The sequence below is a fragment of the Streptomyces sp. SID11385 genome (assembly GCF_010548245.1).
In the GTDB taxonomy this organism is placed as follows: domain Bacteria; phylum Actinomycetota; class Actinomycetes; order Streptomycetales; family Streptomycetaceae; genus Streptomyces.
Genome location: NZ_JAAGLR010000259.1, coordinates 1 through 12,649, shown reverse-complemented (window position 1 = coordinate 12,649; position 12,649 = coordinate 1). Strand labels below are relative to the sequence as shown.

At 72.6% G+C, this 12,649-nt stretch carries 9 protein-coding genes; 2 read left to right on the top strand and 7 right to left on the bottom strand.

Going from position 1 to position 12,649, the window contains the following annotated elements:
- Positions 1-74: 74 nt before the first annotated feature.
- Together G3I42_RS08000 and G3I42_RS07995 are read right to left on the bottom strand one after the other, a co-directional pair.
- The gene (locus G3I42_RS08000) at positions 75-1,085 is read right to left on the bottom strand and encodes a sugar ABC transporter permease (protein ID WP_164283740.1); all 1,011 of its coding nucleotides are present in this window, start codon (positions 1,083-1,085) and stop codon (positions 75-77) included.
- Positions 1,086-1,183: 98 nt separating this feature from the next.
- Complete coding sequence (locus tag G3I42_RS07995; protein ID WP_164283738.1) at positions 1,184-2,461, bottom strand: extracellular solute-binding protein; 1,278 nt, start codon at positions 2,459-2,461, stop codon at positions 1,184-1,186.
- A 348-nt stretch (positions 2,462-2,809) separates the two neighbouring features.
- On the opposite strand from G3I42_RS07995, the gene G3I42_RS07990 reads away from it, so the two are divergent.
- A complete protein-coding gene (locus G3I42_RS07990; RefSeq protein WP_164283736.1) occupies positions 2,810-3,913 on the top strand; it encodes a LacI family DNA-binding transcriptional regulator in 1,104 nt (367 codons plus the stop codon).
- A 60-nt stretch (positions 3,914-3,973) separates the two neighbouring features.
- Here the strand turns inward: G3I42_RS07990 and G3I42_RS07985 are convergent, their stop codons facing one another.
- The 5 genes from G3I42_RS07985 to glgA form a co-directional block, all read right to left on the bottom strand.
- A complete protein-coding gene (locus tag G3I42_RS07985) occupies positions 3,974-6,988 on the bottom strand; it encodes a glycoside hydrolase family 38 C-terminal domain-containing protein (protein WP_164283734.1) in 3,015 nt (1,004 codons plus the stop codon).
- 180 nt (positions 6,989-7,168) lie between these two features.
- Positions 7,169-7,342, bottom strand: coding sequence for a hypothetical protein (locus G3I42_RS36880; protein WP_203606516.1), 174 nt, complete (start codon positions 7,340-7,342; stop codon positions 7,169-7,171).
- A gap of 354 nt (positions 7,343-7,696) precedes the next feature.
- On the bottom strand, positions 7,697-9,220 hold the full coding sequence (locus G3I42_RS07980) for an SDR family oxidoreductase (protein ID WP_164283732.1): 1,524 nt from the start codon (positions 9,218-9,220) through the stop codon (positions 7,697-7,699).
- A gap of 153 nt (positions 9,221-9,373) precedes the next feature.
- Positions 9,374-10,600 (bottom strand): glucose-1-phosphate adenylyltransferase, encoded by a 1,227-nt coding sequence (locus tag G3I42_RS07975; protein ID WP_164283730.1) that lies wholly within the window; start codon positions 10,598-10,600, stop codon positions 9,374-9,376.
- Between the two features lie 134 nt (positions 10,601-10,734).
- A complete protein-coding gene (gene glgA, locus G3I42_RS07970) occupies positions 10,735-11,910 on the bottom strand; it encodes a glycogen synthase (RefSeq protein ID WP_164283728.1) in 1,176 nt (391 codons plus the stop codon).
- A 418-nt stretch (positions 11,911-12,328) separates the two neighbouring features.
- On the opposite strand from glgA, the gene G3I42_RS38185 reads away from it, so the two are divergent.
- The coding region (locus tag G3I42_RS38185) for a DMT family transporter (protein ID WP_275405232.1) at positions 12,329-12,649 on the top strand (321 nt) is incomplete at its 3' end.

Genomic DNA, 12,649 nt, shown 5'->3' with positions numbered 1-12,649 from the left:
GGGCGCTCGCGGCGACGGGCGCCGCGGGCAGCGTGGTGGACTCGGTGCTCATGACGTGGTTCCTGTCGGCCGGTTCAGAGGGTGGACTGCTCGTTGCGGTTCAGCCACCTGCGGTAGAAGGTGGTGAAGACGACGAGGATCGACAGGAGCAGGACGCCGTACGTGGCCGACTGGGCGAAGTCGCGCGGCTGTTGGCCGAAGCCGAGCCGGTAGGCCCAGGTCACGAGGATCTGCGCGTCGGGGGCGCTGGTGCCGCCGAAGAGCAGGAAGATGATGGCGAACTGGTTGAAGGTCCAGATGACGCCGAGCAGCACGACGGTGGCGCTCACCGGGCGCAGGCCCGGCAGGGTGACGTGCCGGAAGCGCTGCCAGGCGCTCGCGCCGTCCATCTCGGCGGCCTCGTAGAGGTTCGCGTCGATGGACTGGAGCCCGCCGAGCAGCGAGACCATCATGAACGGCACGCCGCACCACGTGTTGACGAGGATCGCGGCGACGCGCTGCCAGGAGGTGTCCTCCAGCCAGGCAGGCTGCGGCAGGTGCAGGTGGCCGAGGACGGTGTTGACGAGGCCGCCGTCGGCGAGCATGATCCGCCAGGAGAAGACGGTGACGAAGGCGGGCACCGCCCACGGCAGGATGAGCAGCATCCGGTAGACGACCCGGCCGCGGAACTTCTGGTTGAGCAGCAGCGCGAGGCCGAGACCGAGGCAGTAGTGCAGCGCGACGCAGGCGACGGTCCAGCCGACCGTCCACAGGAAGTGCGACCAGAAGCGCTCGTAGGCCGTGGGCCCCCACAGGATGTCGGCGTAGTTGTGCAGGCCGATGAACTCGTAGGTCGCGTCGATGTGGTTGACGCCGATGGTGCGCGCCGAGTTGAGGCTCGTGGCGTCGGTGAGGGTGAGGTAGAAGCCGCGGACCAGCGGGTACGCGACGAGGACGCCGAGCACGATGACGACCGGGGCGATCATCGCGTACGCGTACCAGTGTTTCTGGCCGGCGCGGCGCAGGCGGCTGAGGAGCCCGGGCCTGCGGCCCGGGGCCCGCTCTTGCCGCGGGGGCGCGGTCTCGGTGTCGACGGCGACGGTCATGGCGGCCCTTCCGGGGGCGGGGGTGGTGTACGGGGGAAGGCGGCGGGGGTACGGGGGCGGGGCGGCCCGTCAGGTGGCCGGCCCCGCCCCCGCGCCGGTCAGCGCTTGTAGTCGGGGAGGAGCTTCTGCATCGCGTCCCCGGCCTTGCGCAGGCCGTCGTCCAGCGATTCCTTGCCGCTCGCGACGCGCGGCAGCTCGGTGTCCATCGGGCCCCACAGGGAGCTGTACTCGGGCAGCGCGGGACGTGGCTGGGCGGCGTCCAGGACCTGCTGGAAGCCCGCGGTGCCCGGGTCGGCCTTGACGGCTTCGGTGTAGGCGTCCTGGCGGGTGGGCAGGGTGCCGTTCTTGAGCGCGATCTGCTCCTGCGTTTTCGCCGAGGTCATGTACTTGACGAAGGTGAAGGCGGCCTTCTGGTGGGCCTGGTCGGCGCCCGCGTAGACGGAGAGGTTGTGGCCGCCGGTCGGGGCGCCGGGCTTGCCGGCGGAGCCTGCCGGGACGACGGCGACGCCGAGGTTCTTGCGGTCCTTGAAGGCGCTGCCCTTGTAGTAGTTGGTCAGCTCCCAGGGCCCCTGGATGGTCGACGCGACCTTGCCGCCCGCGAAGGCGTCCTGGATGTGGGCGTAGCTGTCCGCGGTGATGTCGGCCTTGTGCAGGCCCTTGCCGGAGAAGAGGCCCTGCCACTCCTTGAGCCCCTTGACGGCGGCGGGGCTCTCGATCGTGAGCTTCTTCGCCTTCGCGTCGACCGTGTCGGTGCCCTCGCCGAAGAGGTAGGGCTGCGCGTAGTACCCGGCCGTCGAGCCCCAGTAACCGTCCACGCCCGTCTTGGACTTGACGGTCGCCGCGTCCTTCTTGAGCTGCGCCCAGGTGGTCGGCGCGGTCTTGATGCCGGCCTCGGCGAAGAGCTTCTTGTTGTAGACGAGGGCGAGCGTGTCCGTGACGAGCGGGACGCCGTAGGTCTTGCCCTCGTACTGGGCCTGCTGGATCAGGTTGGGCTGGAAGGAGTCCTGCTCGGCGAGCGCGTCCGTGCCGTCGAGCGGCGCGAGGTAGCCCTTCTTCGCGAAGGCGGGCGTCCAGCCGACCTCGGCGCGCAGGATGTCGGGCGCGCCCTTGGCCCCGGCGGCGGTGTCGAACTTGTTCTGCGCCTGGTCGAAGGGCACGTTGACGTACTTGACCTTGATGCCCTTGTGCGACTTCTCGAACTGCTCGACCAGCGCCTTGTAGGTGGGTGCCTCGTTGGTGGCGTTGGAGGTGTCCCACCAGGTGAGGGTGACCGGTCCGCCGCCGGAGGCGCCGTCGTCGCCGTCGTCCCCGCCGCAGGCCGTCGCCGCGAGGGCGAGCGATGCGAGCAGTGCGGTGGCCGCTATGCCACGCCGCATGAGTACTCCTTGAGGGTGTGTGAGCCCGTTCTCGGCGGAAGGCCGCCGCCGGCCGCACCATCGCGACGGCCGGGCGAACGAGAAGGTAACAGCGTCGCGGCCGTTGCGAAAGACCTTGCAGCAAGAATCTGCAAGAAACCTTGGCGGCGCCCTGAACGTCAGTTCACCGCTGCCACCTGCGGGATACTCTCTCCGTACGGCCCCGGCACGTGCTCGTTTGCAAGGCTTGTGCAAGAATCCTCAGGCCCTTGTCAGTCCGCGCCCGAACGGGAATCATCAGAGGGGCCGTCAGGGACCCGTGACCTGGGCAGCGCTGTACATCCAGGCAGGGCCAGTCGAGGGGACCCCATGACACAGCAGTACGGGCGCAGGCCCGCGGCACCCCGGCGCGCGGGGGCGCGCCAGGAGTCCCAGGGCACGGCCCGCCTCGCCGACCTCGCCGCGCAGGCGGGGGTGAGCGAGGCGACGGTGAGCCGGGTGCTCAACGGCAAGCCCGGCGTGGCCGACGCGACCCGGCAAGAGGTGCTCGCCGCGCTCGACGTGCTCGGTTACGAGCGTCCGGTGCGCCTGCGGCGGCGCAGCGAGGGGCTGGTCGGGCTCATCACGCCCGAGCTGGAGAACCCGATCTTCCCGGCCCTCGCGCAGGTCATCGGGCAGGCGCTGACCCGCCAGGGCTACACCCCGGTCCTCGCGACGCAGACGCCCGGCGGGTCCACGGAGGACGAGCTGACCGAGATGCTCGTGGACCGAGGCGTCGCCGGGATCATCTTCGTCTCGGGGCTGCACGCGGACACCACCGCGGACACGGGACGCTACGAGCGGCTGCACGCGCAGGGCGTCCCGTTCGTCCTGGTCGACGGCTACTCCCCCAAGGTCCGCGCCGTCTTCGTCTCCCCGGACGACCGGGCGGCGATGCGCCTCGCGGTCACCCACCTGCGGGCGCTGGGCCACCACGAGATCGGTCTCGTGCTGGGCCCGGAGCGCTTCGTGCCCGTACAGCGCAAGGTCGAGGGCTTCACGGGGGCGCTGCACGAGGAGTTCGGCCTCGGGGCCGCCGAGGTGCGGAGCCGGTACGTGGAGCACTCGCTGTTCACGCTCGAAGGCGGCCAGGCAGCCGCCACGGCCCTCCTGGAGCGCGGTTGCACGGCGCTCGTGTGCGCGAGCGACATGATGGCGCTCGGCGCGATCCGCGCGGCCCGCGCCCGCGGCCTCGCGGTCCCCGCGGAGGTCTCCGTCGTCGGCTTCGACGACTCCCCGCTGATCGCCTTCACGGACCCGCCCCTGACCACGGTCCGCAAGCCGGTCCCGGCGATGGGCCAGGCGGCGGTCCGCGCCCTCCTGGAGGAGATAGGCGGCACCCCGGCCCCGCCGAGCGAGTTCGTGTTCATGCCGGAGCTGGTGGTGCGCGGCTCGACGGCGGCCGCGCCCCTTGCCGGCCCCTCCGGCGGTTGAGGAGCGGGGTCCGGGGCGGAGCCCCGAAAGGCCCCGCCCCGGAAACCCGCACCAGTCGGCTCAGCCTCGCCGCAGGCGAACGGTCACCAACTGGAACGGCCGCAACGCGACCTTCAACTCCCCGTCAACGGCAACCACTTCGGCCGCCCCCTCGGAGAGAGCCCGCTCCAGCAGATCGGTCACGGAGACCCCGGCCACCTCGAAGCCCGGCCGCAGCGAAGCGGTCACCCGCCCGCCCCGCGCCTCGTGGAACCGCACCACCACGTCCCCGCTGCCGTCGTCGGCGAGCTTGACCGCCGTCACCACCACGGAGTCCTGCTCCACGGTGACGAGCGGCGCGACGTCCGCCCCCGCGCCCCGCACCACGCGGCGCGGCAGGTTGACCCGCCACCCCTCGCGCACGGCGTCGTCGATCGTGGCGCCGACCACGAGGCCGTGCCGGAAGCGGTGCGCGCCCTGATCGGTCTCCGGGTCGGGGAAGCGCGGCGCGCGCAGCAGTGAGGCGCGGACCGTGGTGGTGGTGCCGCCGTCCTCGCGCACCGTGCGGCTCACATCGTGCCCGTACGTCGAGTCGTTGACGACGGCGACGCCGAAGCCGGGCTCCTCCAGGTGCACGAAGCGGTGGTTGCACGCCTCGAACTTCGCCGTCTCCCACGTGGTGTTGGTGTGGGTGGGGCGGTGGAAGTGCCCGAACTGGGTCTCGCTCGCGTACCGTTCGGCGTGCACGTCGAGCGGGAAGGCGAGCTTGAGGAACTTCTCCGTCTCATGCCAGTCCACCTCGGTGGCGATGTCGAGGCGCTCGGCGCCCTCGGCAAGGCTCAGCGTCTGGACGACGCGCGAGTCCCCGAAGGCCCGGACGATCCGCACCCCTTCGGGAGCGGCGCTCAGTTCCTCGACGTCCGTGAGCTCCGTGACGGTATTGCGGTAGAAGGAGTCGACGTCCCAGGCGTCCCACTGGTTGGGGAAGTCGGTGTGGAGCTGGAGCAGGTTGGCGGCCTGTCCGGGCGCCACGGCCTCACGGCCCGAGTCGTGGCGCAGCGCGGAGACAACGAGTCCGCGCGCGTCGATCTCGATCCGTACGACCCCGTTGTCGAGGACGAAACCGCCACCGGTACGCGCGACGGGCACGACCCCGGCGGGCGCGGGCGCGGTCCCCGCGGCACCGGCCGCGATCCCGGCGTCCGCGTGCGGCGCCGCGTTGAAGCGCACCTCGGTGTCGCCCTCGCCCGCGAGCGCTCGCTGCGCCGCGTCGATGATCCCGGTCAGCTCCTCGGCGAGCGCGGCATAGGCGCGCTCCGCCTCGCGGTGCACCCAGGCGATCGACGAGCCGGGCAGGATGTCGTGGAACTGGTGCAGCAGCAGCGTCTTCCACAGCCGGTCGAGCCGCTCGTACGGGTAGGGGAAGCCCGCGCGCACGGCGGCGGTCGCCGACCACAGCTCGGCCTCGCGCAGCAGGTGCTCGCCGCGCCGGTTGCCCTGCTTGGTCTTCGCCTGGCTGGTGAGCGTGGCGCGGTGCAGCTCCAGGTACAGCTCGCCGACCCACACGGGCGGTTCGGGGTACTCGGCCTCGGCCTTCGCGAAGAAGGCGGCCGGGGTCTCCCAGTCGACGCGCGCGGGCGCCTCGGTGTTCTTGAGACGGGCCGCCTTCGCGACCATCTCGCGGGTCGTGCCACCGCCGCCGTCACCGAAGCCGGTAGGGGCCAGGGAGCGCGTGGCGCGGCCCTTCTCCTTGAAGTTGCGCGCCGCGTGCCCGAGCTGGCTGCCGAGCATCTCGCAGTTGTAGGAGTCGACGGGCGGGAAGTGCGTGAAGATCCGGGTGCCGTCGATGCCCTCCCAGCGGAAGGTGTGGTGCGGGAAGTCGTTGATCTTGCTCCAGGAGATCTTCTGCGTGAGGAGGTACTTGGAGCCCGCGGCCTTGATGATCTGCGGGAGTCCGGCGGCGAAGCCGAAGGTGTCGGGGAGCCACGCCTCCTCGTTGTCGATGCCGAACTCGTCGAGGAAGAACCGCTTGCCGTGGACGAACTGGCGGGCCATCGCCTCCGAGCCGGGCATGTTGGTGTCGGACTCGACCCACATGCCGCCGGCCGGGACGAAGCGCCCGTCGGCGACGGCCTCGACGACCTTGTCCCACACCTCGGGGCGGTGCTCCTTGAGCCAGGCCCACTGCTGGGCCTGGGACATGGCGAAGACGAACTCGGGGGCCTCTTCGAGGAGCGAGACCATGTTGGAGCTGGTACGGGCGACCTTGCGGACCGTCTCGCGCAGCGGCCACAGCCAGGCGGAGTCGATGTGCGCGTGGCCGACCGTGCTGATCCGGTGCGCCGATTCCTGGGCGGGGACGGCGAGCGCGGGCGCGAGGATGTCGCGCGCCGCCGCGGCCGTGCCCGCGACGTCCTGGAGGTCGAGGGCGTCGAGCGCGCGGTCGGCCGTGCGCAGGATCTCCCAGCGGCGGGCGGAGTCGGCCGGGAGTTGCGGCATCATCTCGCCGAGGACTTCGAGGTCCATGACCAGCTGGAAAACGTTGTCGTCGAAAACGGCCAGATCCATCCGGCCGAGGACGTACTGCGGGGCACTGCCCGCCGTCGCGGGATCGCCCATGCCGGTGGGCTCGAAGGGCCGGTTGCCGAGGATGACAGGGTTCGACGCGGCTTCGACGCGGAAGTCGATCTCCTCGCCGCCCCGGGCCGGGTCCCCGACGCGCACGTAGCGGTTGCGGGGGTGAATGCCCTTGACCGGTGTGCCGTCCGGGGTGTGGACGAGTCCTTCGCACTGGAAGCCGGGCGTGTGCCGGCTGAAGCCGAGGTCGAGGACGGCCTCGACGGTGCGGCCGGCCCACGCGGCGGGCACGGTGCCGGTGACCTTGAACCAGCTCGTGCCCCAGGGCGGGCCCCAGGGGGTGTTCGGGGTGATGGGTTCGTAGGGGGCCGCCAGGCCCTCCGCGACGGGGACGGGCTCACCGGGAGCCGTCCAGATCGCCACGTCCAGGGGGACCGTCTCGGCGTACACCGCCGGGCGGATGCGTTCTTCCAGCACACGCGCGAGGCGTGCCTCGACCAGGGCCCGGTCGTCATGCATGGGCGAAGCTCCGTAGGAAGGAGAGAGGTGATCAGGAGTGGCGGCCCGGTCAGTCTAAGTCCGCCCCACCTCGGCGTTCATGGCCCGGGGTGCTCCTCGGCCACACCCCCCCCAAGGCGCGAAGGCCCCCGCCCCCCGGACGGGGGGCGGGGGCCTTCGCGGACCGTGCGGAAGGGGCGGTCAGTCCACGCTGGGCAGGATGTGCGGCTCGGCGAGGTCGTCCTCGTACCCGGCGAGGCGGATGGGCGCCGAGCGGGCCCACACCTCCAGCGAGCCGATCTCCTGGTGACGGCGGCGGGGCGGGGAAGTCGTCCCCTGGCTCCGCTGCTCCGTGTGCTTCGTCTCCTGTGTCACCGCGCACTCCTCATGTGTCGGGTAACCCCCGGTACGGCACCGGGCCGCTCCCTGTCACCGGGACCTGGCACCGGGCCGCCGCCGGAATTCGCGTCTGGGGCGGTACGGGCGCGGTGGCGCCGGTGGTTCGTACGGAGCGGGGCGAGGTGCGCCCTTCGTCCGGGGACGGACGTCGGGTGAGGGTGTCCACCCGTGTCTGCTGTCCGTTGCAACAGCCTAACCACATGAGCGCGGGTGCGCTCGATGGCGCGGAAATCGGCACTCCGTGCCGCGGTGCGACCCCCGCGTTTCAGCCATCCGGATCAGGCCGCACCCGCCCCCTCGGCCCCGCGTGTCACCCGCCGGGGCGGCCGATCACCAGCGCGAGACGCCGTAGTCCTTGAGGAAGACGCCGTACAGGTCCTCGCCCGCCTCGCCGCGCACGATCGGGTCGTAGACGCGGGCCGCGCCGTCGACGAGGTCGAGCGGGGCGTGGAAACCGGCCTCGGCGAGGCGCATCTTGTCGGGGTGCGGGCGCTCGTCGGTGATCCAGCCGGTGTCGACGGCGGTCATGAGGATGCGGTCCTGCTCGAACATCTCCTGCGCGCTCGTGCGGGTCAGCATGTTGAGCGCGGCTTTCGCCATGTTCGTGTGGGGATGTCCGGCGCCCTTGTAGCCGCGCGCGAAGACGCCCTCCATCGCGGAGACGTTGACGATGTACGTGCGGCGGGCGCCGCTCGCCGCCATGGCGGGGCGCAGCCGGCTGATGAGGAGGAAGGGCGCGGTGGAGTTGCAGAGCTGCACCTCCAGGAGTTCGACCGGGTCGACGGTCTCGACCGTCTGCACCCAGCTGTTGCTGTCGTGCAGGTCGGGGACGAGGCCCCCGGCGTCGATGGCCGTCCCGGCGGCGATGCGGGCGGGGCTCGCCGAGCCGCTCACCAGGGCGAGGTCGGTGACCTCGCGGGCGCTGAGGCTCTCGCCGAGGCGCGGGCCCGGCAGGGCGGCGACGGCCCCGGAGCCGAAGGTGCCGATGACCTCGGTGGCGGGCAGTTCGCCGCGCGGCGGCTCGGCGGACTCGGCGGCGAGGAGTTCGCGGTAGGCGCCCGGAGAACGGCGCACGGTCTGGGCCGCGTTGTTGATGAGGATGTCGAGCGGTCCCGCCGCGCTCACCGAGTCGGCGAGGGCGAGCACCTGGGCGGGGTCGCGCAGGTCGATGCCGACGATCTTGAGGCGGTGCATCCACTCGGCGCTGTCGTCCATCGCCGCGAAGCGGCGCACGGCGTCCTGCGGGAACCGGGTCGTGATCGTGGTGTGCGCGCCGTCGCGCAGCAGGCGCAGGGCGATGTACATGCCGATCTTGGCGCGCCCGCCGGTGAGCAGGGCGCGCTTGCCGCCGAGATCGGCACGGGCGTCGCGGCGCGCGCGGTTCACCTCGGCGCACTTCGGGCAGAGCTGGTGGTAGAACGCGTCGACCTCGGTGTACCTGGCCTTGCACACGTAGCAGGACCGAGGCCGCTTGAGTATCCCGGCGACGCGGCCCTCGGAGCGCGAGCTGGGCAGGGTGCCGCGCGTCTCGTCGTCGATGCGCTCGGCGGAGCCGGTCGCGGTGGCCTCGGTGACGGTGCGGTCGTGGGCGGTCTTGGCGGCGCGGCGTTCCTGACGGCGGCGCTGCTTCACCGTGCGGTAGATCCCGGCGGTGGCGCGGCGGACCGTGACGGCGTCGGGGTGGTCGACGTCGAGCTGGTCGAGTTCGGCGAGGACGTCGAGGCAGACGGCGAGCCGTTCGGGGTCGATACCCGGTCCGAAGGCGGGTGTCCCGTCAAGGTCGCCGGGACGCTCCCCGGCGGGCTCGGGGGTCTCGGGCGCGGTCTCGTCGCTCGGGAGGGTGGGCACCGTCATCGCTGTTTCCTTGTGGTCCTGAAGGCCGCACGCCACCGGCGTGGCCCCCTGTGCGCTCCGGCGCACCACGGCGCGGGCCGGGGTGGCGGGGAGCGGGGCAGCTCCCGAGGGTACGTGGCGCCTCAGCGGCCGACAAACCGTACGGCCCGGTCCTCAGCCCCGCTCCCCCACCCGCGCCCCCTTCCCCAGCGCGACGACGCCGCCCGGCGAGATGGTGTACAGCGCGGCGTCCCTGTCCGGGTTCACGCCGATCGTGGCGCCCGGCGGCACGTCGATGTTCTTGTCCAGGACGGCCCCGCGCACCACCGCGCCGCGCCCGACCCGCACCCCGTCGTGCAGCACCGAGCCCTGCACGACGGCGCCCGGCTCGATGACGACCCCGGGCGAGAGCACGGAGCCGGTGACCTGGCCGCGGATGACGCAGCCGGGGCTCACGACGGACTCCCCCGCGAAGCCGCCCGCGCAGAACTTCGCGGGCGGCAGGGCGTCGTTGTAGGTGTAGACGGGCCACTCGCGGTTGTCGAGGCTGAAGGCAGGGCGGTCCTTGACGAGGTCCATGTGGGCCTCGTAGTAGGCGTCCAGGGTGCCGACGTCGCGCCAGTAGCCGTGCTCGTACGGCGTCTCGCCGGGGACGCGGTTGTCGTCGAAGTCGTAGAGCTGGGCCTCGCCGCGGCCGGTGAGCAGCGGGAGGATCGAGCCGCCCATGTCGTGCGCGGACGCGGGGTCGGCGGCGTCCTGGTGGAGGGCGTCGACCAGGACCTTCGTGGTGAAGAGGTAGTTGCCCATCGAGGCGTGGACGTGCTCGGGGTCCCCGGGCAGCCCCGGCGGGTCGGCGGGCTTCTCCAGGAAGGAGGTGATGTGCCGGGAGTCGGGGCGCGGGACGATCACGCCGAAGGCGGAGGACTCGGCGCGCGGCACCTTCAGCCCGGCGACGGTGACCCCGGCGCCGCCCTCGACGTGGGCCTGGAGCATCTGGCGCGGGTCCATGCGGTAGACGTGGTCGGCGCCGAACACGGCGACGTAGTCGGGCTGTTCGTCGTGGACGAGGTTGAGGGACTGGAGGATCGCGTCGGCGCTGCCGAGGTACCAGCGCGGGCCGAGCCGCTGCTGCGCGGGCACGGGCGTCACGTAGTTGCCGAGCAGGCTCGACATGCGCCACGTCGTCGTGACGTGCCGGTCGAGCGAGTGCGATTTGTACTGGGTCAGGACGCAGATCCGCAGGATGTCGGCGTTGACGAGGTTGGACAGGACGAAGTCCACGAGCCGGTACGTGCCGCCGAAGGTGACCGCGGGTTTCGCGCGGTCGGCGGTGAGCGGCATGAGCCGCTTGCCCTCCCCGCCCGCCAGGACGATCCCCAGGACCGAAGGTCCACCGCGCATGACGCCCCCCTCCCGGCGGCTCCGTCGCCGCCGTGCCGTCCCGCCGCCCGGCGGGTGCGATGCCTCGTGTGGTGCGGGTGGTGCTCTTGTGGTGCGGGTGGTGCTCGTGGTGCGGTGGTGCGTGGCGTGCGGTTTCAGGTGCGGGCCAGGACGTGCTCGTACACCTCGACGGTGCGCCGGGCGATGCGGTCCCAGCCGAAGTCGCGGACGGCGACGCCTCGCCCGGCCGCGCCCATGAGCGCCGCCGTGCGCGGGTCCGCGACGAGGCCGCCCAGCGCGCTCGCGAGGCCGTCCTCGAACGCGGCCGGGTCCTCCGGGTCGTACGGGACGAGCAACCCGGTTTCGCCGTCGCGCACCACCTCGGGGATGCCGCCGACGGCCGAGGCGACGACGGCGGCGCCGCAGGCCATCGCCTCCAGATTGACGATGCCGAGCGGTTCGTAGACCGAGGGGCAGACGAAGGCCCTTGCGTGACTGAGCAGTTGGACGACGTCGGGGCGTGGCAGCGGTTCGGGTATCCAGTGCACCCCGTCCCGCGCGGCGCGCAGTTCGGCGACGAGGGCGCGGAACTCGGCGTCCAGTTCCGGAGTGTCGGGGGCCCCGGCGCAGAGCACGAGCTGAGCGGCGGGATCGAGGGAGCGGGCGGCGCGCAGGAGGTGCGGAACGCCCTTCTGGCGGGTGACCCGGCCGACGAAGAGGACGTAGGGCCGGTCCGGGTCGATGCCGATCCGGTCGAGCACGTCGGTGTCGGGGCTCGCGCGGTAGAGGTCGGTGTCGATGCCGTTGTGGACGACGTGGACGCGCTCGGGATCGAGGTCCGGGTAGCAGGCGAGCAGGTCGGCGCGCATGCCGTGCGAGACGGCGATCACGGCGTCGGCGGTCTCGACGGCGGTGCGTTCGGCCCAGGAGGAGAGCGCGTAGCCGCCGCCGAGCTGCTCGGCCTTCCAGGGGCGCAGCGGTTCGAGCGAGTGCGCGGTGACGACGTGGGGGATGCCGTACTGGAGCTGGGCGAGGCGGCCCGCGAGGGCGGTGTACCAGGTGTGCGAGTGGACGAGGTCGCGGTCCGCGAGGGCGGCGGTCATGCCGAGCCCGGTCGAGAAGGCCCGCAACGCCTCGCCGGCCGCCTCGGGCAGCGGCGCCGCGCGGTGCCGTACGACGCCGGGGCGGAACTCCGCGTCGCCGGGGGCGTCCCAGGCGTGCACGACGAGATCGGTGAGGGTGCGCAGTTCCCGCGCGAGGAATTCCACGTGGACCCCCGCGCCGCCGTAGACGTGCGGCGGGTACTCCCTGGTCAGCAGTCCTACGCGCATGCGTCCCCCGTCCGCGTCGTCCCTGACGTCCCTGCGGCACCGTCCATGCTCGCCCACCGGGGCGGCCCGTGGAAGACCGCGTGCCCGCGCCGGGGCGGGACGTCTCTCGTCCCCCGGATGCCCCCGCACGGCCCGTTCACCCGTGCGGAGGCGGCGCGCGGGGCCTGCGCAGGCCCCGCGAAGACCGTGCGGGGGCCGTATGAGAGGCGCGTGCGGGCGCTGTCGTCCTACGGGAGTCGTACGTCCCAAGGGGCGCGCGCCGCCCGGCGCGCGCCCGCCCTGCGCCGGACACTCCCCCGCGTGTACTCCCACAGCAGTACGTCGATGCGGGTGCCACGGGATGACGACGGGATGCCGGTCAGCGGGGAAGAGTGAACCGTATGAGAGCCGATCGATCGCCGCAGCGCCGGAGTGGTTCATGAGCGATGTCCCGCTGTCCGTGCTCTTCGCGCTGGTCTCCGCCGTCGCCTACGCGGCCGGGGCCATCGTCCAGGAGCGGGTGGCGGTCCAGCAGGGGCCCGAGGGGTACGCGCCGTGGCGGCGGCCCGCGTGGTGGGGCGCGGTGGCGCTCAACGGGCTCGGCGCGCTGCTCCACGTCGGGGCGCTCGCCTTCGGGCCGCTGAGTCTCGTCCAGCCGCTCGGCGCGCTGACGATCGTCTTCGCGCTGCCGATGGCGGCGCTGCTCGTGCGGCAGCGGGCGAGCGCGAGGGCCTGGCGCGGGGCGCTCCTCGCGGCGGCC

Excerpts from the sequence above, each read along its gene's own strand:
- G3I42_RS08000 (WP_164283740.1), bottom strand. The coding sequence starts at position 1,085 with ATGACCGTCGCCGTCGACACCGAGACCGCGCCCCCGCGGCAAGAGCGG.
- G3I42_RS07995 (WP_164283738.1), bottom strand. The coding sequence starts at position 2,461 with ATGCGGCGTGGCATAGCGGCCACCGCACTGCTCGCATCGCTCGCCCTC.
- G3I42_RS07990 (WP_164283736.1), top strand. The coding sequence starts at position 2,810 with ATGACACAGCAGTACGGGCGCAGGCCCGCGGCACCCCGGCGCGCGGGG.
- G3I42_RS07985 (WP_164283734.1), bottom strand. The coding sequence starts at position 6,988 with ATGCATGACGACCGGGCCCTGGTCGAGGCACGCCTCGCGCGTGTGCTG.
- G3I42_RS07980 (WP_164283732.1), bottom strand. The coding sequence starts at position 9,220 with ATGACGGTGCCCACCCTCCCGAGCGACGAGACCGCGCCCGAGACCCCC.
- G3I42_RS07975 (WP_164283730.1), bottom strand. The coding sequence starts at position 10,600 with ATGCGCGGTGGACCTTCGGTCCTGGGGATCGTCCTGGCGGGCGGGGAG.
- glgA (WP_164283728.1), bottom strand. The coding sequence starts at position 11,910 with ATGCGCGTAGGACTGCTGACCAGGGAGTACCCGCCGCACGTCTACGGC.